The sequence below is a fragment of the Enterococcus moraviensis ATCC BAA-383 genome, from assembly GCF_000407445.1.
GTDB classification, from domain to species: Bacteria; Bacillota; Bacilli; order Lactobacillales; family Enterococcaceae; genus Enterococcus_L; species Enterococcus_L moraviensis.
On the sequence record NZ_ASWB01000003.1, the window covers coordinates 53644 to 76834 of the forward strand.

The 23191-nt window shown below is 36.9% G+C and carries 17 protein-coding genes; 4 read left to right on the top strand and 13 right to left on the bottom strand.

Going from position 1 to position 23191, the window contains the following annotated elements:
- Positions 1-113: 113 nt before the first annotated feature.
- The 11 genes from I586_RS10340 to I586_RS10395 form a co-directional block, all read right to left on the bottom strand.
- Entirely contained in the window at positions 114-1397 is a 1284-nt protein-coding gene (locus I586_RS10340) for an ABC transporter permease (RefSeq protein WP_010766098.1), read from the bottom strand.
- Positions 1398-2078 carry an ABC transporter ATP-binding protein gene (locus I586_RS10345; protein ID WP_010766099.1) on the bottom strand — a complete coding sequence of 227 codons (681 nt, stop codon included), beginning with the start codon at positions 2076-2078 and terminating at the stop codon, positions 1398-1400.
- Positions 2079-2310: 232 nt separating this feature from the next.
- Entirely contained in the window at positions 2311-3441 is a 1131-nt protein-coding gene (locus I586_RS10350) for a glycerate kinase family protein (protein ID WP_010766100.1), read from the bottom strand.
- A gap of 118 nt (positions 3442-3559) precedes the next feature.
- Complete coding sequence (locus tag I586_RS10355; protein WP_010766101.1) at positions 3560-4246, bottom strand: response regulator transcription factor; 687 nt, start codon at positions 4244-4246, stop codon at positions 3560-3562.
- Positions 4247-4251: 5 nt separating this feature from the next.
- On the bottom strand, positions 4252-6906 hold the full coding sequence (locus tag I586_RS10360) for a sensor histidine kinase (RefSeq protein WP_010766102.1): 2655 nt from the start codon (positions 6904-6906) through the stop codon (positions 4252-4254).
- Between the two features lie 44 nt (positions 6907-6950).
- Positions 6951-7469 (bottom strand): potassium-transporting ATPase subunit C, encoded by a 519-nt coding sequence (locus I586_RS10365; RefSeq protein ID WP_010766103.1) that lies wholly within the window; start codon positions 7467-7469, stop codon positions 6951-6953.
- 145 nt (positions 7470-7614) lie between these two features.
- Positions 7615-9675 (bottom strand): potassium-transporting ATPase subunit KdpB, encoded by a 2061-nt coding sequence (kdpB, locus tag I586_RS10370; RefSeq protein WP_010766104.1) that lies wholly within the window; start codon positions 9673-9675, stop codon positions 7615-7617.
- Positions 9676-9694: 19 nt separating this feature from the next.
- Entirely contained in the window at positions 9695-11377 is a 1683-nt protein-coding gene (kdpA, locus tag I586_RS10375) for a potassium-transporting ATPase subunit KdpA (RefSeq protein WP_010766105.1), read from the bottom strand.
- Positions 11378-11833: 456 nt separating this feature from the next.
- Positions 11834-12088, bottom strand: coding sequence for a SemiSWEET family transporter (locus I586_RS10385; RefSeq protein ID WP_010766107.1), 255 nt, complete (start codon positions 12086-12088; stop codon positions 11834-11836).
- 565 nt (positions 12089-12653) lie between these two features.
- The gene (locus tag I586_RS10390; RefSeq protein ID WP_010766108.1) at positions 12654-13127 is read right to left on the bottom strand and encodes a glutathione peroxidase; all 474 of its coding nucleotides are present in this window, start codon (positions 13125-13127) and stop codon (positions 12654-12656) included.
- 80 nt (positions 13128-13207) lie between these two features.
- A complete protein-coding gene (locus I586_RS10395; protein ID WP_010766109.1) occupies positions 13208-15547 on the bottom strand; it encodes a helix-turn-helix domain-containing protein in 2340 nt (779 codons plus the stop codon).
- Positions 15548-15736: 189 nt separating this feature from the next.
- On the opposite strand from I586_RS10395, the gene I586_RS10400 reads away from it, so the two are divergent.
- From I586_RS10400 to I586_RS10410, 3 genes are read left to right on the top strand one after another with little or no spacing between them, the layout of a single operon-like run.
- The gene (locus tag I586_RS10400; RefSeq protein WP_010766110.1) at positions 15737-16933 is read left to right on the top strand and encodes a M20 family metallopeptidase; all 1197 of its coding nucleotides are present in this window, start codon (positions 15737-15739) and stop codon (positions 16931-16933) included.
- 2 nt (positions 16934-16935) lie between these two features.
- Entirely contained in the window at positions 16936-18336 is a 1401-nt protein-coding gene (locus I586_RS10405) for an MFS transporter (RefSeq protein WP_010766111.1), read from the top strand.
- A gap of 13 nt (positions 18337-18349) precedes the next feature.
- A complete protein-coding gene (locus tag I586_RS10410) occupies positions 18350-19495 on the top strand; it encodes an ArgE/DapE family deacylase (RefSeq protein ID WP_010766112.1) in 1146 nt (381 codons plus the stop codon).
- A gap of 67 nt (positions 19496-19562) precedes the next feature.
- On the opposite strand, the gene I586_RS10415 is transcribed toward I586_RS10410, so the two are convergent.
- Positions 19563-21044, bottom strand: a complete 1482-nt coding sequence (locus tag I586_RS10415) for an AcpB/EbpR/MafR family transcriptional regulator (RefSeq protein ID WP_010766113.1) — start codon at positions 21042-21044, stop codon at positions 19563-19565.
- A 110-nt stretch (positions 21045-21154) separates the two neighbouring features.
- Complete coding sequence (cls, locus tag I586_RS10420) at positions 21155-22651, bottom strand: cardiolipin synthase (protein WP_010766114.1); 1497 nt, start codon at positions 22649-22651, stop codon at positions 21155-21157.
- Positions 22652-22964: 313 nt separating this feature from the next.
- Between cls and I586_RS10425 the strand changes: the two genes are divergently transcribed.
- Positions 22965-23174 carry a hypothetical protein gene (locus I586_RS10425; protein WP_010766115.1) on the top strand — a complete coding sequence of 70 codons (210 nt, stop codon included), beginning with the start codon at positions 22965-22967 and terminating at the stop codon, positions 23172-23174.
- Positions 23175-23191 lie beyond the last annotated feature (17 nt).

Genomic DNA, 23191 nt, shown 5'->3' on the forward strand with positions numbered 1-23191 from the left:
CGTTTTTGACTAAATGTGAACTTAGTATACTCCTTATTTTTTATTTAGGTAAAAAATATGCTTACAAAAAATAAGAACAAGGCATTTTAAGCCTTGTTCTTATCCTTTAACGCTTATTCATAACGCAATGATTCAATTGGGTCTAACTTAGCTGCTCTTCTAGCTGGCAATGTTCCTGCAAGGAATGCAATACCCATGATCACTAGAATAATAACAGCAGATGAAGAAGCCGAGAATTGAATCAATGTGAAACCTGATAAGGATTCTAAGAATGAATCAGCTGCAACTTGATTGATCAATGCACCTGCTCCGACTGCTCCCAAAATACCTAAAAGGGAACCTAAAAACCCAATTAATGCCGCTTCTACACTGAAAATCGTAAAGACTTTCCCACTGCTAAGTCCCATGGCTTTCATCAAACCGATTTCTCTCGTCCGTTCTTGCACTGACATGTACAATGTATTGATGATTCCGAAACTTGCCGCTAATAAGGCAATGGCACCAAACATTGTTAAAACACCTGTAATTGCATTGATCACGTTTCGGATCATACCGATTTGGTCTTCAACGGTTTGTCCCATGTATCCTGCTTTATCTAAACGTTCTTTCACATCTGCAATTTCTGTTTTCGTTACGTCTTTACTCATTTCACCCATGATCAGGCCGTATTGCCCTTTCATCGCTTCTGGTAATCCGTCTTCGTTGATGTTTGAAATTTCATCAACAAGAGCACGGTTCATTAACGACATTCCGCCTTGGATCAAACTTGTATTGCGCACCCCAACGATAGTCGCTTCGACTACTTTTTCTTCTCCTGTCGCTGCAGAAGGCGCTGCGATTTTGACTGTTTTACCGATTGCTTCTTCACTTGATTTATAGCCTAAAGATTTCACATATTCAGGTGCTAAATTGAGTTGAAATTCTGAACTATTTTGATCTGCTGCTTTACCTGCTTCTAGATCAACACTCAATTCTTCTAGCATCGGCATTCCTGAAAAGACATATTTTTCATCGTTCTGTCCTGAAATATAACTTGTTGAAACAGATTTCATCGCTTCTGCATTTTTGATACCATCGATCTTTTTGATTTTTTCAAGATCTTTGCTATCCAATGCTTCTTGTTGCTGCATTGAGCTTGTTTTTTGGTTCTCATCATATTTTTGTGGTTCGCCTTCTTCACCAGTTGCTCCACTCATTTTCGGTTGAATCATGATTTGATTTTGGCCACCGACACTTCCAACTTGTTTATCGATGTAATCATTCACCCCAATATTAACACCTGTTGTTAATGAAATCGTGAATGCGCCTATAAAAATAGCTACGATTGTTAGAATCGTCCGCCCTTTATTTCGCATTAAATTTGAACTGGCTGATTTTAAAATGTCACTAAATTTCATCTACTCGTTCCCCCCAACAATTAACCCGTCACGCACATGAATTTGACGATCACAGCGTGCTGCAAGCTCTGGATCATGCGTGACAATAATCAGCGTGATTCCTTTTTCCTTATTTAAATCAAATAACAACTGCTCGATTTTATCCCCTGTCGTTGAATCCAAATTACCTGTTGGCTCATCTGCAAAAATAATTTTAGGATTGTTTACTAAGGCACGCGCAATACACACACGTTGTTTTTGACCACCAGATAAGTTGTTCGCTTTATTATTGATTTTATCGTCTAATTCAACCGCTTTTAGTGCTTCAAGTGCCATTTCTTTTCGTTTGCTATTAGAAATACCACCAATTTTTAGTGGTAACATTACGTTATTTAAAACCGTATCTTTAGAATTCATGAAAAATTGCTGAAAAACAAATCCAAATTGTTTATTTCTTGTTTTATCTAATTCTTTTTTTCCAATGCTGGTTACATCTTGGTCATTTAATAAAATTTCTCCTGATGTTGGTTTATCTAATAAAGCTAAAATATGCATAAATGTTGATTTACCTGATCCACTTTTCCCGATGATCGCAACGGATTCACCTTCTTCGATTTTCAAATCCACACCTTTTAATGCATCAAATTTTGATTCGTTACGACCGTAACTTTTCTTTATATTTCTTGCTTCGATTACAGACATTTTTTCCCCTCCACTGATTCTCATTTTCATTGACTACACAATCATTTTATTTTTTTGTTTATCTTTTTGCGTCTTATTTCCTCCCATTTCTCTTATTATTTTGGCGGAATTTATCATTCTTGTCATGGTACCTAAGACCTATATTTTACGGACTTTAGGAGGAGATAAAAAACAGTTTTTATTAGCTACTCACACTAACAAAAACTGTTTCACATTCTTTTGATAACACTCATTAGATAGATTTTTTCCCCATTAGAGTTAATAAATCTAACGTTCGTTTGGCGGTAATCTGCAAGTTTTTTTCCACTTCATTCATCGCCTGCTCCAACGTCGTTATTCGATCAATAATAGGTACGATCACAGACACTCCTTCTTCACGAAAACGCTGTTGCACGCCGTCAAAGCTTCCTACAAATGCGATAACTGGGACATCGTATTTTTTTGCGATACGTCCGATACCAACTGGGACTTTTCCTTGCAGACTTTGATCATCCATTTTCCCTTCCCCTGTAATGACTAGATCAGCTTCTTTAATTGCTTTTTCTAACCCCGTTTGTTCTGAAATAAGCGCAAAGCCTGATTGAATGACACCTTTTAAAAAGACTCTGACCGCAAAACCAATTCCTCCCGCTGCCCCGTCGCCAGCTACTGACTCAATTCCCCCGCATATTTTTTCCTGATAGTTTTTCATTCCTGCTTCATAATTAGTTAGCTCATTTTCAGCTAAGCCTTTTTGTTGACCAAACATATAAACAGCCCCTGTTTCCCCTAATAATGGACTAGTGACATCTGAAGCAATCTGAAATGAAACATCTGCCAAACGTACATCTACCTGTTCAATTGAAAAATGATCCACTACAGCTAAGTGACTTCCTTTAGCAGATAATAACTGATTTTCTTGATCAAAAAATTCAACCCCTAAAGCACTTAACAAGCCCATTCCACCGTCCACTGTTCCAGTTCCCCCTAGGCCTATGATGATTGTTTGTGCTCCGTGGTTTATTGCTGCTAAAATCAATTCTCCTGTGCCATAAGAAGAGGTATTTAGTGGATGTGTTGCTTTTGTCCCATCTAAATACTGAATACCAGATGCCGCAGCCGATTCGATCACAGCCACTTTTTTAGCACTAAACCAACCAAATTCAGCAGTCACTAGTTGTCCATTTAAGGCGTGAACGTGTGCTGTTATCTTCTGACCGTCTCCATTTTTTACGATTGCTGACACAGTCCCTTCACCACCATCAGCGATTGCTATGTCTTTGACAATATGCCCTTTTTCTGTAAATACTTTTGTGATGATTTGATTTGCTTCAATGCTGGATATCGATCCTTTCATAGAATCAACAGCGGTTACTACATTCATTTTCGCTCCTCCTTCATTTCACTTAACTTATAGTCCTAATTTTACCATCCTTTGGTTTTCGATACTCCTATTCTTGCTGAAAAAAACTAAGACAAAATTTGCCTTAGTTTCGTTTACGTTATTTTTCTAACATTCGATAGCCTATTCCAATTTCTGTCACTATATATTCAGGCTCAACAGGATTGTCTTCAATTTTCTTGCGAATGTTTGACATGTTTACTCTTAGAGTCTGACTTTCATTGCTGTATGGTCCCCAGACGTTTCGAGAAATATACGTGTGAGTCAGAACTTTGCCAACATTTTCACCCAGAACTTGAATGATCTTATATTCATTGGGGGTCAAATGAATCACGTTCCCTCTTTTACGAACTGTGTGATGTTCAATATCGATACATAAATCACCATTGTTGATTTGTTTCACTTCGTTTTGAATATCTCCGTTCCTCGCAGCATGTCTTAATGCTGTTCTGATTCTAGCAAGTAATTCTGGTGTTCCAAATGGTTTGGTAATATAGTCGTCTGCTCCTAGATCTAGTGCTTCAACCTTATTATTTTCATGATCTCGAGCTGAAATGATAATAATTGGTACAGCAGCGATTTCTCGGATTTTTTTTAACACTTCGATTCCATCTTGATCGGGTAACCCGAGATCAAGTAATATCAAATCTACCGGCCACATCCGAAAGGTCGATAGCCCTTCCAATGCCGAATGCGCTAGATGAACCGTATGCTTTTCTTTTTCTAAGACAGCACCCATGAATTCAGCAATTACATCATCATCTTCAATAATCAACATCGTTGCCATTACAGTTACTCCTTTCTCTCCAGTGGTAAAGCAAAAGTAAACATTGCGCCACCTTGTGGTCTGTTTCCCGCAGTGATCGTTCCATCATGTGCCATAATAATCGTTTTAACAATTGATAATCCGATCCCCATGCCACTTTTAGAATCGACGGGTGTATGTTGTTGGGTCATGCCACTAAACAATAATTTTAATTGTTCTGGGGTTAATCCTTTGCCTTGGTCGGCTATTTCAAAAGTCACGTCGTTTTCAGTTTGCGTAACGGTAACGAAAATCGGAGAAGCACTCTCAGAATGTCTGATCGCATTTTCTATCAAGTTGAATAGGACCTGTTCAATCAAAATCGAATCCATCGGTACAAGTATAAACTCTTCAGGTAATGTGACCTTGATTTCACTAGTAGGATAGCTTTTTCTAATCCGCTGGATCGCGGTTGAAACAACTTCTTCAGCGGCTTCTTTGCTTTTAGCCACTTTCATCGTTTCTTCATTGATTCGAGTGATCGATAATAAATTTTCTACCATACGGATCAACCAATCTGCATCTTCTTTGATCCCAACAAGCAATCTGCGTTTGGTTTCTTGCGGCAGTTTGGCTGTCTCATCATCATTTAAAATCGTTTCAACTGATCCAGATATTCCAGTAAGCGGCGTTCGTAAATCATGTGAGATTGCACGTAACAAGTTCCCCCGCATCCGTTCTTTTTCATTTTCAAATAAGATTTGCTGGCGCTCTGCTGTTAGTTTATTTTGTTCAATCGCTAACGAAAGCTGTGTGGAAATCAACTCTAAAAAGCTAATGATTTCATCTGTGATTGGATTTTCTTTCCTTTTTTCGATACCGATTACCGCTAATGTAACGCCATTTGATAAAACTGGTAAATAGAGAGCTTTAGCGCCCATTAACGTATCTGTTCCATAGCCAGCTTGTTTTTGGTTGACAAAGACCCAATTTGCCACCGCTAATTCTTCCAAACTTCTTAACGGTCCTTTGATTGGTGCACCTTCTGGATTTTTCAGTTCTTGTTCACCATATAAAACGACTTCTCTCTCTAGCATATTAGACAAGTATTCAGCTGTTGTTGAAAAAATTTCTTTTTGGTCCTGAGCAATTAAATATTTTTTATTCAGTTCATACAAAATCTCTAATTGATGCTCTCGTTTCATGGCGTAGAATGCTTGTTTTTTGATTTGCATCATTAAATTACTGACTAATAAAGCAACCAGTAGCATGAAAATCAACGTTACGGGATACCCTTGTTTGTAAACAGTCAAAGAGTACAACGGTTCGACGAAAAACCAGTTAAACATCAAAACACTAGCAATCGAAGAAAGTGCCGCCCATAGATAACCCGTCGTTATTCGGGCTACTAACAAAACAAAAAGAATATAGATCAAAATTAAATTTTGATCCCCAATATGAAAATAAGAACCTAACTCTGAAAGCAATGTTGCCACAGCGAGTAACCCAATCGTCATATAAAAATCTTTCCAAGTAAAAATACTTTGTAAGTTCTTTTTCTTGGTGGCATACTTGTTTAATAAATATTTATTGGATTGATAAGGAACTAAATGAATGTCTACATCGGGAATAAAAGCAACTAATTCATCTTCTAAATCTGGTCGATATAAACGGATAAAACGAGAGCGCTTAATGACTTTGCCCATAACCAGATCGGTAACACCTCTCATTTTCACATATTGAATGATTGTGTCTCGTTGATTGTCACTTTCTAAGGTGACCACTTCACCACCAAGTTTCGCTGCAAGTTTTGAATTGTCAGACTCTGAATGTTCAGACATGTCTTCTAAAATCTCCAGTGCAATCCATTCCGTTCCTAATGCTTGGGCTAAGCGAGCAGTCCAACGAAGACATTTTTTTGTCATATCTGGATTCTTTTCATCGATGATCGTGAGTAATTTAGAATGGATGCCCGTACTTTTTTGTGTTTCTTGCTGATTCGTTGTATTGATATGGTCCGATGCTTTGCGAATGGCTAAGCCTCTTAAAACTGTTAAGTTGTCTGTTTTAAAAAAATTGGCCATGGCTTTTTTGGCATTTTCGGAATGGTAGATTTTTCCTTGTTTCAATCGTTCTAGTAATTCTTCTGTTTCAATATCTACTACTTTTAATGAACTGGTCTCAAAAAATGTGTCAGGTACGGTTTCGGAAATATGAATCCCCGTCACTTGCTCCACTACGTCGTTTAAACTTTCGATATGTTGGACATTAACGGTTGTATAAACATCGATCCCCGCTTTTAATAGTTCTTCGATATCTTGGTATCTTTTTCTATTTCTAGCGCCTATAGCATTGGTGTGGGCAAGTTCATCCACCAAAATAATCTCTGGCTTTGCTTGTAATGCAGCATCCACGTCAAATTCGTTGATCCCAATCCCTTTGTATTCATACTTTTTGGTGGGCAATGCGGGTAGTCCTGCCACTAAGCTTTCTGTTTCAGGACGAGCATGGGGTTCAACATAGCCTACTAAAACTGTTTTTCCTTCTTCAAGTTGTTCATGGGCTTCTTTTAACATCGCGTAGGTTTTCCCAACGCCTGCCGCATAGCCGAAGAAAACCTTCAGTCGACCAGACCTCAGGCTTTGTTCGTTCTTTTTCCATTTTTCTAGTAAGTGTTCTGGATCTAAACGTTCATCTTCCACTTTTTATGCCATCCTTTATTTCGAGGTTGAGATAGTCTGATTATTTATTTAGACTTATCCAATGATTGGTTTACACCTAAAACATTCACACGTTGTGAATCAACTGGTCCGATTTTAAGTCCTGTGATATTTTGTTTGATTATAGCACGGACTTGGGTATTTTTCATATTTCTACTCGTCGCGATTCGCTCGACTTGTGTCATTGCCGCTTCAATTGAAATTTCAGGATCGATACCGCTCGCTGATGCTGTAACCAAATCAATAGGAACTTCTTTTACGTCAAGTTCTTGTACACGTTTCTCAATACGATTTTTTTGTTCTTTCGATACAGGTGATAGTTGGCTCACTTTTTCAGGACGTCCATGGAGATATTTTTCTTCTGAGAAGGATTGTCCAATCAATTTTGACCCTGTGATACCTGTTTCATCCTTGATTAAACTGCCATTTGCTTGGGCTGGAAATAATACTTGACCAACGGCTGTTACTGCTACAGTATAAATGGCACCGCAGATTATCGTAAATAATAAAATACTTTTTAGTGAAGCGATCATTATTTTTTTCATGAGATTTTCTCCTTAATTTTAAAGATGAATAGGCTCGTTTAGTCTTGACAGAAAAATAGCAAAAATAGAGAATGGTGCTCTCTGCCATACTCTATTTTTATCTTTTTTCCGAAAGACTAGCCTATGAACCTAGGGTAAGTAACGTTTAGTACAAAACGAGTGTCAATAGAACATCGATTACTTTAATCGCAATAAACGGTGCTACCACGCCACCCAACCCGTAAACAAGTAAATTATGGCTTAGAATTTTACTGGCTGGTTTTTCTTTATAGGAAACACCTTTTAACGCCAATGGGATCAACGCTACGATGATTATGGCATTGTAGATGATCGCAGATAAAATTGCGCTTGTCGGGCTTGTTAGTTTCATGATATTCAATGCATTCAAAGCTGGATAGATGCTGAAAAACAAAACTGGGATGATCGCAAAATATTTTGCAATATCATTGGCAATACTGAATGTTGTCAATGCACCACGCGTCATCAATAATTGTTTCCCAATCTTGACGATACTGATCAATTTGGTTGGGCTGGAATCTAAATCGATCATATTTCCTGCTTCTTTGGCGGCTTGTGTTCCAGTATTCATGGCCACCGCAACATCTGCTTGGGCTAATGCTGGTGCATCGTTTGTTCCGTCACCTGTCATGGCAACAAGATGTCCTTTTTCTTGGTAGTCACGAATCAAACTCATTTTATTTTCTGGTGTTGCTTCTGCTAAGAAATCATCCACGCCTGCTTCAGCGGCAATTGCTGCTGCAGTCATTGGATTGTCGCCTGTAATCATGATCGTTTTGATCCCCATTTTTCGTAGGTCTTCAAATTTTTCTTTCACACCATTTTTGACGATATCTTTTAAATAAATCACGCCGAATACTTGATTATTTTTGACTACAACTAAAGGTGTCCCACCTTCGTTTGCAACACGTTGAACGATCGTATCACATTCTTCTGGATAGCGATTGCCTTTTTCCTCTACATATTGTTTCATCGTGTCTGCAGCACCTTTGCGAATTTCATCCCCTTGATAATTGATGCCGCTCATCCGCGTTTTTGCTGTAAACTCGATAAATTCAACCTCTACCTGATTTAATTCTCGACCACGGATGTCAAATTGTTCTTTGGCTAAAATAACGATACTGCGTCCTTCTGCCGTTTCATCTGCTAAAGAGGACAGTTGAGCAGCATCTGCTAAGTCATATTCGCTGATACCTGTCACTGGAATAAATTCACTTGCTCGACGATTGCCTAGCGTGATAGTACCTGTTTTGTCCAATAATAAAATATCTACGTCTCCTGCGGCTTCGATTGCCCGTCCACTCATTGCAATCACGTTTTCCTTGTTTAAGCGGCTCATTCCGGCAATTCCTATAGAAGAAACCAATGCACCGATAGTCGTTGGCGCTAAGCAAACAAGTAAAGCGATGATCGTTGTTAACGCTAGAGCAGAACCATTTCCGACCAGTTCACTTGAAAATTTTGTAAAAGGAATTAATGTGGCTGAAACAACTAGAAAAATAATCGTCAACATAATCAAAATAATTTGGAGCCCAATTTCATTCGGTGTTTTTTTCCGTTCAGTTCCTTCTACCATAGAAATCATTTTATCTAAAAAGGATTCGCCATTTTCAGCTGTCACTTTAATCACTAAATAATCTGAAACAACGGTTGTTCCACCAGTAACAGCACTACGGTCACCACCAGACTCACGAATAACAGGAGCTGATTCCCCTGTTATTGCACTTTCATCCACCGAAGCCGCACCATCGATCACATCGCCATCCATTGGAATTTGTTCGTTTGCCGCTACATAAACAAGATCTCCTTTTTTTAGTTCAGAGGACTTGATTTGAGTGAATTTTTTTGCCGTAGCGTCTTCGATTGAAGCAACTTTATGTGCGGTAACTTCTTTCTTCGCTTGTTTTAAACTTTCTGCCTGAGCTTTTCCCCGACCTTCTGCGATTGCTTCAGCAAAGTTAGCAAATAAAATCGTCAGCCATAAAATAATGGCAATCGCTAAAATAAAGAATGGCTCTGCATCTGTATAGCCAGCAAAGGTTAAAACGTACAAAATCGTCGTTAAAATAGCGCCCAGATAAACAACTAACATCACTGGGTTTTTTAATTGAATCGTTGGTGCTAGTTTTTTGAAAGACAATTTGAAAGCCTCTATATAAACATTGCGTTTACTTTGTGTATTTTTCACTTGTTTCCCCTTCTTTGCTTTATTTTGTCATAAAGTGTTCTGCGATTGGTCCTAATGCCATTGAAGGCAAGAAACTTAGCGCGCCAATCACTAAAATCACAATGATCAACATCGTTACAAACGTTGCATTGGTCGTTGAAAGTGTACCTGACCCGGTTGCAACTATTTTCTTTTTCCCTAAATTAGAGGCTAAATAAATCACGGCTAACATTGGGATAAAACGGGAAAGAATCATAATGATTCCACCCAGAATATTCATGAATGTCGTATCAGTGGTTAAGCCTGCAAAAGCACTTCCGTTGTTATTCGCTAATGAAGAAAAACCATAGAGAATCTCTGAAAAACCATGTGGGCCTTGATTGGTTAACCAGGACATTGCTTGTGGATTCAAGACAAACAACATCGTTCCGATCAAGGTCAATAACAACGGCGTTAAGATCACTAGGCAAGCCATTTTCATATCGAAAGGTTCGATTTTTTTTCCTAGATATTCGGGTGTTCTTCCGACTAATAAGCCCGCAATAAAAACAGCAAGCAAGATAAAAACGATCATTCCATAGAGCCCACTACCCGCACCACCAAAGATAATCTCACCTAGTTGCATCAAGAACATTGGAATCAATCCGCCAAGTGGTGTGAAGCTATCCAGCATAGCATTGATAGAACCGTTGGAAGCAGCTGTTGTACTAACTGCCCAAAGACTTGACCAACCAATACCAAAACGCGTTTCTTTGCCTTCCATGTTCATTTGACCGATAACGTGACTAAATTGTGGTCCATAATATTCACTTAACGTCACACCAATCAAAGCTGCCATCAAAAAGCCAAGAGAAACGATCATGATTGTTCGACCTTGTTTCCAATCTTTCACAAACAGCCCAAAAGCGACGATCAGAGCCGCAGGAATCAATAAAATTGAAGTATTTTCAATGAAATTACTGATCAAGTTAGGATTTTCAAATGGATGAGCTGAGTTGGCACCAAAGTAGCCACCGCCATTTGTTCCTAATTGTTTGATGGCAACTTGACTAGCAACAGTTCCCAAAGGTAAAAAGATCTTTTGGCCGAGTTCTATACTGGTCGTTTCAACGGAACCAGCAAACGTTTGAACAACACCTTGAGAAATCAATAGTAAGGAAACAATAAAAGAGAGTGGTAATAAAATATATAAAATAATTTTTGTTAAATCTTGCCAGAAATTGCCAATTTGCTTTGTTGTCCGATTTGTAAAGCCACGAAGTAAAACAAATAATACCGCAATCCCAACAGCTGCTGATACGAAGTTTTGGACAGTTAATCCAAAAGCTTGTGTAAAGATCGATAAGGTCTCTTCACCCGCGTAAGCTTGCCAGTTCGTATTAGTGATAAAACTTGCTGCAGTATTAAACGCTAATGAAACACTTGTCCCTGGCAATTTTTCAGGATTCAGCGGCAAAAATCCCTGTCCCAAAAGCATCGCCATCAAAAGAATAAACGAAAAGAAACTGAAAAAGAGAACACTCAAGCTATATTGCTTCGCTGTCATTTCTTTTTGCGCAGGTGTTCCTAAAAATTGGTAGATTTTCGTTTCGATTGGATGGATCATTCTTGTCAAAATTGTCTTTTGGTTTGTCATTACTTTATGAATATAAAAACCTAGTGGAATAGCTAAGCCAATCAAGACAATAAAAAAGATTGTTTGTTGGATAATAATTGTACTCACCGTTGATCCCCCCAAAATAGTTGGTAAAATAAGTAAATAAGCAGTAATCCTGCAATTATTCAAGATATAATCGTCATCAAAATCCCTCTCCTTCATTTGATAAAAATAGCATATCAACTTTCCTATAAAGATAGTGTTAAAGTTAAGTGGGCTTCTTTATACCATCTTTACATCGGTAAGGGCTTTCAATCCATTTAATGCAAAAGCATTTCTAAAAAAGAATTCATACTTAAATTTGCGTATTTTATTTTGTCGCCTATCTTAGAGTCTAGCAACCAGTCTGAGGTATTTTTTTGTTTGTAGTATTTTTCTGTCTTAATCCCGTGGGAATTTGGTAATATTAGCAAAAAAAAACTAGAGAATCCGATTTCTCTAGTTTGAAGTAATTTAATTTTTTTTACGATCATCCCCGTAAATACCCTCAAGTTGATTTTAAAAGACCAATGGTTTTTAACTTCATATTGAAGTTAAAAAAGCAATCAATCCAAAAATTACGCCAGGAAAATTGGCAATTACGATGGGATAATCTCTTGGTCTTTTCAAGAAACCATAAGAAGTCCATAATGTACAATTAATTGCGGCAACAACTGGTTGTATTGGATTACCTTTTTGGCCATTAAGGTTATTCGCTATTTGTGGTATGTAAGATACGTACATTAAGATAGCTGTTATAGTTGCTATCCAACTTAAATATTTAATAAATTTATCCATAACAATCATTCTCTCCTTTTTTTAGTTCAATCGTTTAATTAGGGAAACGTTTTGCGAGGAAACTTTTTCAAAATCATCTATGACTGAATTCTATGTTTACACCACATGTATATGATAAGCATGATGAGTGCAAAAGGAGCTGTTACTAATACACCTACAATTCCCTTATCATAGAAAAAAACGGATAAATACCTAGACCATTTCTACTCGAATCTAGATCGATAAATAGATAAAAGATAAACAGGGTTACATAAAGTTTAAATAGTGAGTATAAAAAATCAATAACTAATAATACTCCACTTAAAACAAATTTTTTTCATTTATCATTCTTTCTTATCTTTTTTGAGTATCCTCATTATACACTGTTTTAGAATTTTCTATTACTCGCTTTTAGAAAACTCATTCCAAAAGATTCGCAGTAAAGAGAACAAAATTTTAGGTCGGTGAATATAAAAAGAGCTCCTAGGTAGCCTAATTCTATAGGAGCTCATTTTTTTGTTCCAACTTACTAAAATGATTGTACCATGAAATAATTCTTAATATCAAATAACAAAAAAAGTATTTCTTACAATAAATTTTCTATATCTCCAGCAATTTTTTCTGGCTCAACAGTTGGTGCAAAGCGTTTTACAACATTACCATCACGATTTACTAAAAATTTCGTAAAGTTCCACTTGATCGCACCACCTAAAAGCCCACCTTTTTCACCTTTTAAAAAAGTATACAACGGATCAGCGTTCTCTCCATTTACATCGATTTTTCCAAACGTTTGAAATGTCGTTTGATACGTCAATTGACAAAAATCACTGATTTCTTGATTGGTGCCAGGAGCTTGATGACCAAATTGATTACACGGGAAATCTAGGATTTCTAATCCTTGTTCACGGTATTTTTTATATAGCTCTTCTAACCCTTCATATTGAGGGGTAAAACCGCAGCCAGTTGCTGTATTGACGATCAAAAGTACTTTTCCTCGATACTTTTCTAAAGAAGCTGTTTCATCATTCGTCGTTTTCACTTGATAGTCATAAATACTCATTTCACTTCGTCCTCTCCTGTAGCTTGCTTTATTAAATACTATCTAGTAGACCGTTTTACGTCAAGGAAACGAACTTTCTGCTAGCTAAGGATCGGCGTTAGTTCGAGTAACACAATCCCATTCGTATCGAGTGTCACATAATAATTAAAGGTATCGTCGATTTGCGTATCAAAAACTTTGATTTTAGGACGTGTACGATCCACAATGTAATTTTGTGCCTCTAAATCTAACATTTTAGCTTGCTGAAAATCCTCATACGTATAAAATAATGCACCATTGTGCCGGTTAAACTCAATTTGCTTGATTTGATAAGCGCCTATTTTAATAGCTGTTAATTCGATTTCAAAGGTCACCGCTTGACTTTTAAGAAACGCTTCCTCCGAAGACAAATGAGGATCAAAATAGTTCGTATTAAATAAAAGCAGTTGATAGCGCCCCGCTTCATAGGTCAATATATATTCTTCTCCCTGCGCTAAAACCATCCCTTCCATTCTTCTTGCTAACAATAGACAAAAATAAGCTGGTCGTTTTCCGCTGTAATAATGAAACAACTCCAAGCCATCATTTTTTAGCGGTCTATTTTGTGTTTGTTGTTCATATACCTCAATATTCAACCAAAAACCGAAGCCTTCTACTAAAGTATCGATCATCAAAAGATCTTTTAAGATGATTGCGCCTCTAAAAAATGTGCCATTACTATTTCTAGTCATCCCAGTTAACGTATTCCATTCTGTAAGATATAAAGGCAATTTGATTTCGTATTCTTTTAGCAAATGTTTGATATACAACGTCTTGTTCAGCACATATTGATGGTAATTCTTTAGATCAGGAAATGAACTATCTAAATTTTTAAATACATAATTAGGTTCAGCCGAAAATGAAAGAAAATCGCAAATCGTTGCCATTGTTTTAAAAAAAATTGAGACCTGCTGTTGTTCCTCCTTCTCAAAAAATGGATCAGATAATGGAATTTCTGCTCCAATTTCAATTTTTGGTGAGATATCTGCCACCATTTTTTTTATTTCTAAAAAGACAGGATGATATTCCGCAAGGGGTTCTCCTTTGAATAAGCAGTTGATTTTCCATTGACTTGTAACTTTTGTGCCAAATTTATTTTGAATATACCGAAAAAATTGTCGATAAAGGTCTTTAACTTTAACACTTAATGCTTTAAATTCTACAAGTGACAATTGATAAAAAACTGCTAGGTTGTTTGCTTCTAAAAAGGTCAATATGTAATCCCACTTTTCAAATGCAGGAAAAGAATTCATGGCGGCTTCTTCATGAATTTGAACGGATAAAGGAATCTGTTTGACTAAACTTTGAACACTAATATACTTGATCGACATATGTTTTTTTACGTCTAAAATTTCCTCTTGAATTTTTTTTGAGGCTAAAGCATCCCATGCCCCAATATGGATGATAATTTCTTTTTTCTGATATTCAGTTGTTTGTTTTTCTGTTGTAATCTGCAATTGTTTTGTTTTTAGTGATAACTCTGAAGACCGTACATCTTCTGTCGCTATTTGAATATAACTATATAATGGCACCAAAATTTCCTTGACTTTAAGTTCAGTAGCTTGGGATTTTTGATTGCTTTTTTTAGGCATCCCCGATTCTGGAAAGTGGGTCGAACGATAATGAGTAGGTGAATCATTAAAGAGCTTTTTAAAATGTTCACGGTAAGTTTTACTATTGCTAAAGCCATTATCCAACGCAATTTGTTCAATACTTTTCTTCGTATACAATAATTCTGATAAGCTATGTTTTATGCAAATCGTCCGTACATAGTGAGAAAAATAATCTCCTGTTTCCTTTTTGAAAAACTTAGACAACGAGGATTCAGACATAAAGAAATGCTCCGCAGTATCTGATAATAAAATACCGTCTTGATAATGTTCTTCAATATATTCTAGGATTTCTCTGAGTTTTTGATTGTCAGAAAGATGATAGTCCGTACCATTCTCTTTTTGAAAATTATGAACAAGAGACAGAATAATTTGCGTTAAAAATAGATTTACTTTTAAGTGTTTTAAAGGGTCATCACTAAACTCTACGAGGCACAAGTCAGCCACTTGTCTTCGCAATGAAGCGATCGCATACATTTTCCCATGCTCTTTTTGTTTAGGCTGACAATCGAAATGAGTATAAAAAAACGCTGGAAACTGAGTCGCAAAAAAAAGGTTATTGATGCCTAATTCTAAGTAAGAACAAGGAACAGATGGAATGGCTGATAACATAAAGTGGTCCCCTGTATTGAGCACAAATAACTCACCCGTTTCTATACGAGTCGTCATTTCATCCATCGTAATGAGCATCGCCCCTTCTAAAACAATCAAAATCGTCGTTTCTTTACTAAAACTATTCTTTTCACTCTCTAATTGTTGATAACTAATCTGATAATTTTCATTTACAATCATTTCGACGCCTCAACTTTCTATATATTGTTCATTATACCACCCAAACAAGAAAATATCGTTCGTTTATATACACATTATTTTCCTGTTGTTTTTTTTGAAAATTAATTTCTGAAATTTAGAAATTCCTATCATTGTGAAGTTTTTAATTAAGCATAGAATATGTAATGTAGTTGAAAGGAGCAATTTGAAATGGACGATTTACAGACACAATTATTTACAAAGCTTCAACAAAAAGAAACAGATATGATCAACATTCGACGACATTTTCATGAACATCCAGAACTGTCATTTCATGAAACGGAAACAGCAAAATATATTGCTGATTTTTATGAAGGCAAAGATTGTACGATTCAAACAAATGTTGGTGGCGGTAATGGTATTTTAGTCGATATTCACGGTGGAAAAAAAGGACCAGTCTTAGCGATTCGAGCAGATTTCGATGCGCTGCCGATTCAAGAAGATACTGGACTTCCTTTTTCATCAAAAACCAACGGTGTCATGCACGCTTGCGGACATGATGGACACACCGCTTACATGATGATTTTAGCTGATTCACTGATTGAGTTAAAAGATCAACTTGCTGGAACGATTCGTGTCATTCATCAACCAGCTGAAGAAGTACCACCCGGTGGCGCCAAAGGAATGATCGAAGCGGGTTGTTTAGACGGTGTAGATCATGTGTTGGGCATTCACGTAATGAGCATGATGCCACTTGGCGATGTCCTTTATCACCCTGGATCTGTTCACACTGGTCGAGCAACTTTCAAAGTAGTCATGCATGGTAAAGGTGGACACGGGTCTACACCTCAAGATGCGAATGATACGATCGTTGCAGCTTCTCAATTTGTAACAGCTGTTCAAACCATCGTCAGCCGCAGAATCGATCCATTTGATACGGCAACTGTTACGATCGGTTCATTTGACGGTAAAGGGTCAGCCAATGTTATCAAGGATTCAGTCACACTTGAGGGCGATGTACGGATTATGAAAGAAGAAACTCGAGCAATCGTTGAAAAAGAATTTAAACAGATTCTAGATGGTATCTGCCGCACATTCGGCATCAGCTATGAGCTTGATTACGCTAATGATTACCCTGTTTGTGTCAACGATCCAAAAACCACTGAAATGGTCGCAAAAGCCTTGAACGAAGCACAAATCCCGGAAGTTAAACAATTAATCGAGTGTGGACCACAAACCCCTTCCGAAGATTTTGCTTATTATGCGAAAGAGCGCCCAAGCTGTTTCTTTTTCGTTGGTGCACACAAAGAAGGAACACCAATGTATCCACATCACCATCCTAAATTTTATATAGACGAAGATTGTCTATTGATCGCTGCAAAATCAATGGGTGCAGCTGTTTTATATTATTTATCTGAAGGAGTTTAATCATGAAAGCAACAACACATACAGCAGCAGATGCTGCAACCTATAAAGGGACAAATAAATTACTGATAGGGATCGTATTAAGTGTTTTGACCTATTGGCTATTTGCCCAATCTTTACTGAATATGGCGCCAGCCGTGCAAAGTGACTTAGGTGTTTCCTCTGGCGTTTTAAGCATAGGAATTTCTATGACTGGTTTATTTTCTGGTATCTTTATCGTCGTAGCTGGCGGTTTAGCGGATAAATTAGGTAGAATGAAATTAACGTATATTGGCCTTATTTTAAGTGTTATCGGTTCAGCAGCTTTAGTTGTTGCACATGGACCTATTTTATTTATTGGCGGTCGCATCCTACAAGGATTATCAGCGGCTTGTATCATGCCCGCGACAATGGCATTAGTCAAAACCTATTATGAAGGAAAAGATCGTCAACGTGCGCTAAGTTTTTGGTCGATTGGCTCTTGGGGCGGTTCTGGGTTATGTTCATTCTTTGGTGGCGCTGTTGCTAGTTCTTTAGGGTGGCGTTATGTCTTTATTTTTTCAATTATCGTTTCGATTTGTAGCGCGCTCTTGATTTTTGGTACCCCTGAAAGTAAAGTCGTTAACGATAGTAATAGTAAATTTGACTCAATTGGGTTACTTTTGTTTATCGTTTCTATGGTTGCCTTAAATATTGTTGTTTCTAAAGGGTCTGAATTAGGTTGGACTAGCCCAATCGTACTTATTTTAGCAGCAGTCGTTATCATTGGTTTGATTGCATTTTATAAGGTGGAGCAAGCCATCGATAATAGTTTTGTTGAGTTCTCTTTATTTGAAAATCGCGGTTATCTTGGTGCAACCATTTCTAATTTCTTGTTAAATGCAGTCGCTGGTACCTTGATTGTGATCAACACCTATGTTCAGCAAGGACGTGGTCTTTCTTCAGCTAAAACTGGGATGTTATCAATTGGCTACTTGTGTTTAGTTTTGATCACAATTCGAATCGGCGAAAAATTATTACAAACCATCGGAGCGAAGAAACCCATGTTGTGGGGAACCATTCTTTCTGGTACTGGAGTAGGGCTGATGGCATTAACCATGGTTACAGGTACTGCCTATTTTGTCTTAGTTTTCATTGGTTACAGTTTGTTTGGGATGGGACTAGGAATGTATGCTACACCTTCTACAGACACTGCAATTTCAAGTGTACCAAATGAAAAAGCAGGGGTGGCTTCTGGTATTTATAAAATGGCTAGTTCCCTTGGTGGCGCTTTAGGCGTAGCGATTTCTGCTGCTGTTTATAACGGATTTAGTGCGAGTGGCAATTACACGCAAGGTGCAACATTTGGTTTGCTGACCAATATTCTTTTCTGTGTTTTAGCCTTATGTTCCATCGTTTTTATTATTCCAAAAGAAAAACAAGTGTAGGGAGAGAAGTTTCATGGATAATCAAGAAGCGTTACAGTTATTGAAAGAAGTTGTACAAATCAAAAGTATTTTAGGAAACGAAAAATTAGTTGCGGATAAATTACAAGCACTATTTGAACAGCACGATATTCCTTGTGAACAAGTCGAATATAGCGCAGGACGGAATCAATTGGTTGCAACATTAAAAGGTAGTGAAACAGGTCCAGTTCTAGGTTTTTCTGGTCATATGGATGTGGTGCCTGTTGGGGAAATCCCTTGGGAGGAAGATCCATTTGCGGCGATTGAAAAAGATGGATTGCTTTATGGTCGTGGAACCTGTGATATGAAATCCGGCTTAATTGCAGCAGTTGTTGCAATGATTCGTTTAAAAGAAGCAGGCGCAAATTTCAAAGGAACGGTAAAACTTTTAGCTACGGTGGGAGAAGAAACAAGTGCCATCGGTTCCGGTCAATTAGTTGATCAAGGATACGCAGATGACCTTGACGCATTAGTGATTGGTGAACCGACAAATGTTGAAATCGGTGTGGCACACAAAGGGGCTTTATGGCCTCGCATCACAACATATGGCAAAACAGCACACGGTTCAATGCCAGATCAAGGCGTAAATGCGATCGAGCATATGTTGCTCGTTTTAAATGCTTTTAAAGAAACCTTCGATTTTTCTCAATCAGTAGACGAACTGGTCGGTGCCTCAACATCTAGCCTTGATATTATCAAAGGTGGTAATGGGACCAACGTTGTTCCCGACAAATGTACTGTTGAAATCGATATTCGTACTATCAAAGCACAAGATCATACTGAATTAAAACAACAATTTAACGCAATGCTTGATAAATTAACGGCGACTGTGCCTAATTTTAAAGCTGAGATTGAATTTATCAATGATCTTCCTTCTATGAAAACAGAACTTGATGATCCTTTCACCCTATTAACACAACAAGTTGTTTCAAATGTTACAGGTGAAACAGCCAATACATTTGGCATGACTGGTTATACTGATGGCTCACAATTTGGCCGTGTCAAAAAAGAGTTTCCTATTTTGATACTCGGTCCAGGTGAAACAAAATACGCTCATCAACCGAATGAATTTGTTGCGATCAACGATTTTTACCAAATGATCACAATTAATGAAAACATTGCAAAAGAATTATTGAAATAAACGTGAAAAAAGCCAAAAAGAACTTGTTAAAGTTCATTTTGGCTTTTTATCTTTTACACTATCAATTTCAGAGCTCAAATAATTTTTTCGTCAGTCTTTCTAACTCTCCTGTTGCAGGAAACTGTGACACTTTAATATTCAAACAATCTTCGATTGGTAGCAACATCACATGATTATAAATAATCACATCGATGCCTTCTCTTTTTACATACTCTTCCGTAATTTTTTCATTGAATACCCAAACGACATCAAAATTCCCAGGAATTCGCTTTTTCAAAAGAGCGATCAAATGCTGAACATAGCACGCTTCTCCAGAAATGCTTAAAAGTATTTTTTTATTATTTTCTATTGTCGTATCGATCAAATATGAACTAAATAGTAAACTTAGATTCGTCGCAATATCTTCTGGGTAGACTAACGGTGCATCATGAGCCAACTCAACTTTGTTTAATTTAGCCAAACAAGATTGATAAATTTCCGGAAATTCAGTTTGAGCATATTGATTCAATTCAAATGAGTTCCGCTGAAATAACGGCGTTACCCTTGATAATAAACTGATATTTTCCAAGAATGAATTCACACAATGATACATCTCTTTGCTTCTTGACAAATCAAGAGGGAGACTACCTTTAAAATCAAAAATAGTATTGTATTGATTCTCGTATGAATGTTTACGAGTAAGATTGATTGAATAGATTTCACCTTCAGGCGGTAAATAAATCACACTAGCCAATGTTACAACATATGCATACAAATGTTCTTCATAAGGCAATGTCTCAATCGAAAAATATTTTTTCATTAATTGATCATAGATTTCCGAAAACACATCAAAACGCTCTGTCATTGGGTATTTTTGTTTGACGTTCGTTCTTGGCAAAATAAATGAACCTTTTGTGACTCTTTGTAAGATAACATGGTGCCACAATTTTGCTCGATTCGCATCTAAAGTCAAAACACGCTGATATCTAGTTAAAAAGGCCTCTTGAAACTCATAATAAAACTTTTGAATGGTTTTATCTAAGTGAACATCTTCTTCTCTCCAACCACGTTGACTTGTGTAATCAAAATATAAATACCGAATATTTGCTTCTTCACCGATCAACGCTAAAAATGGAGATAATTGCAACGTTAGATTATAGCGTTCCAAAACCTCTGTTAGGCTAGGCAAATAGCGCCGTAATGTACGTTCAGACAACCAAATCCGTTCGCACCACGTTTCGATTGAATATTCTTCCCCATCCAATAGTGCACTTAACAATGTAAAAAGCGGCTGTTGATCAATGATATCTGATAATATTTCTTCTATGGTATACGTACTGTCTCGATTGAAGATAATGGTTTCTTTTTTAACTTGAACAAATCCATCAATCACTGGGCTATATTCCTGTAACAACGCCAAATCACTCTTTAACGTTTTTTTCGTTACACCTAAGTTAGCAGCTACATCTTCCATTGTTAATAAATCAGAGGTATCAGCTAAAAAATAAATTAAATGAATCAGGCGAATCGCTTTTTTATCCGTTACTAAATCCATATACAATTTCCGCATGTTTTTGCCCCCTAAGTGTGAACATATTTTCTTGTCAAATAAAATTCCTTACTTTAAAGACAGTATAGCATGTGCCTTATAAAAAAACGCTTGATATGATTTCTTCTTTCTCATAAAAGAGGGGCAAAAAGGCCACAGATACGTCCTTTTATTTTCTGCCAAAGACTTCTTTTCAAAAGATCATTTCCGGTAATTCTTTTTGACTTCTGCAAATCGTTGGTAAAATCGGTAGCTAATTTTTGCACTGCCTCTCCATTATATAAAATAGCAGAAACTTCATGATTGATATCAAAGCTACGAATGTCAAAATTGGTTGAGCCAATCGTTGCTATTTCGTCATCTACGATCATTACTTTGCAATGCAAAAACGCTGTATCGTCGTATTTATATACGTGTATGCCCGCACTGATGAGCGCCTCCAAATAAAAATCATTGCCATAATAAGAGAGTTTCCTATCCCCTTTTCCTGGTATGATGATGTCCACCTTGATGCCATTTCGCGCTGTTCTCCGCAATAGCTCAAGCATTTCATCATCTGGTACAAAGTAAGGACTTGCAATGGAAATTTTGACTTTTGCCGAATCAATCAAGTTAAATAAAACATCACGCACCACTCGTTCCTGGTCATACGGACCGCCATAAATGACTTGCCCCTCATCATTTCCTACAACACTCGTTGGAAAATACGTTTTAGCCATAAACTCATTCGCACTGCCAGCAAGATTTTTCATATACAACCAATCATAAAGAAATGTTTCCTGTAATTGCATAACCAATGGGCCACTTATTTTCAAATGACTATCTCGCCAATGAGAAAACTTAGACGTAATACCTAAATACTCATTCCCAATATTCAAACCACCAGTAAAGCCAACTTTCCCATCAATAACGATTACTTTTCGATGGTTGCGCCAATTGGCTCTAGAAAAATGATAAAACGAACGGATTGGATTAAAAACCGCTACTTCCATTCCCGCCGCTTTCAATGATTCCAGATAGGTATCTGATAACTTCACTGATCCTAAACCATCTACAGCAAAACGAACGTTGACCCCTTCCTGCGCCTTTTGGATCAATGTTTTTCTAAGTTTGTCTGCCAGTTCATCTTCTTTAATAATAAAATAAAACAAATGAATATGTTCTTTGGCTTCATTCAATTCTGAAAAAATAGCTTCAAAGGTCTCTTGTCCATCTGTAAGAACGTCAAAGTGATTACCACCTAATACTTTTTTACCTGATAGACGTTCATTTTTCCTTTCCAACAGACTTTGATGCTCCAAATCAATGGTTTTTAGACCTTGAACGTAGTGAAGTAGCTTTTTTTGTTCTTCTTTTTGAATGATGGTACTTTTCAGTTGGCTTCTTCCAACAAACAGGTATAAAAATACACCAACAATTGGCACACAATACAAAGTCAGTATCCAAGCAATTTTAATACTTGTGACATCAGTCCGCTTAAATAAAATATAGACACTTAATAAAATAGCCATCAGTTCAAACAACATAAATACTATCAAAAGAAATTGTGGAAACAGAATAAAAAGAACCCCTAATGTGATTAGTATAACAAATAAAAAAATCATAAATTGACGCAATGTTTTATTCATCTTTATCCTCCTTTAAATAACATTTGTTTTATAAAAAAAGATTCTTTATCTCATATACCGCATTCATAAAGATTACCTTATAGGTATTATAATATCGAATAGAAACTCAATAATAAAGGCATTTTTTTCAGATTTAGAGAAAAAAATGACACTCATCACTTGGGCCAAGAGTTAAGCCTTAGTCCCTACTGACTTTTCATTAAAATAAAACAGTACAATGGCAAAAAAAATCGTTTTTGTGCTTTTTTTGCCATTCATTTACGAAGGGCATCATGGTAAATTTGTGACATAGAAAACAAAGGGAGGACCCGGCATGAAAATCGAACAGTATTTTTCTTATGGTTACCTATTCGAAGCCAAGTTATTAAATACACATGGTGAAACGATTGCGAAAAAATTTGTTTCGATGGAGCCAAATGAAGAGGTAGCGATGGAAAAAATAATTTCTCATATCTCTTTATTACAAGATTTTAAGTTACATCGTATCAAGCTGATTGATGAAGTTTGGATGGTTGCAGAGTAATAGGTTTGAATAAGAAA